Genomic DNA, 1,068 nt, shown 5'->3' on the forward strand with positions numbered 1-1,068 from the left:
CGTCGGCCAGTCGATAGGCCGTGGAGCCGATCCACACTTCGGCCCGGCCGCGCTGCCCGGTTTCCAGGACAGCACCGCTGCTGATCGGCCAGTTGAGCGTCGCCGGCCCGCCCTGATCGCTACGGTCAACCCGAAATTCGACCTGATTTTCAATATAGCCCAGACGTCCGACGCGGGCCGGCGGATCGCTTTGTGCCAGAGCCGGCAAGGCAACGGTCAGGGTCAGCGCGAGCAGGATTTTTTGTAGGGATTGCAGCATCGTAAGCTCCCGAAGGAAAAGCGCCGCCGGCACGAAAAGGCAGGCCGCTGTGTAATCAACGCGCCAGCACGAGAAAGGATGCGTCAGCGCGGCAACTAAATGGTTTCAAAATGTTGCCGCCCTGATGGCTCAGGTGTTGTCGGTCGCAATGCCGTATTTCTTGGCGACCGTGACGTACAGTTCGCGGGCCGAGGCCACCTTGGGGCTCTTGCGGTCCTTGCGCTGGGCGCGTTGCAGGTAGTCGAGCGCCCTGGCCGCCAGCCCTTCGTCCCAGCCCTTCTTGTCCATCAACGCATAAATGGCCTTGGCGGCGTTGACCAGGAATTGCAAGTTGGGGACCTGCTCGACGGCCTGGATCAGCAACTGGACGGCGCCTTCGAGGTCGCCGCTGCGCGCCGCCAGGACGCCCTTGTTATTGAGTTCGACGATTTCCTTGCCAACCTGGTCGAGCATCGCCTTGCCGGCATCGGGCTGGCCGGTTTTTTCAAAGACGCTGCTAATGTGGTCGATAAGATTTTTGTCCTCGTGGTTTTCGGCCGCCACCTGGCGCATGATTTTTGTCGCCTCGCCTTCCTTGCCGGTGGCGTAACAGGCGTGGGCCAGATCAACCGCGAGCCGCTGCGAGACAGGCTTGCCCTTCTCGGCCGCCTCTTCGCTGATCGTTTTCTGCAAGGCCAGCGCCTGATCGACCAGATGCTGAGCTTTGTCAGCCGAGCCTTCGCTGTTCAGGCAGAGGCTTTCGGAGACCAGTGCGGCCAGTTCGGCCTGCTTGTCGCCGCGCCATTCGCGCTTCATGTCGGCGACAATTT

The 1,068-nt window shown here is 61.6% G+C and carries 2 pseudogenes; both read right to left on the minus strand.

What is annotated here, in order from left to right:
- A pseudogene (locus ADADOO_RS03895) lies at positions 1-259 on the minus strand (hypothetical protein); the annotation flags it as partial.
- Between the two features lie 129 nt (positions 260-388).
- A pseudogene (locus ADADOO_RS03900) lies at positions 389-1,068 on the minus strand (response regulator); the annotation flags it as partial.

This window comes from Azonexus sp., assembly GCF_036170495.1.
In the GTDB taxonomy this organism is placed as follows: domain Bacteria; phylum Pseudomonadota; class Gammaproteobacteria; order Burkholderiales; family Rhodocyclaceae; genus Azonexus.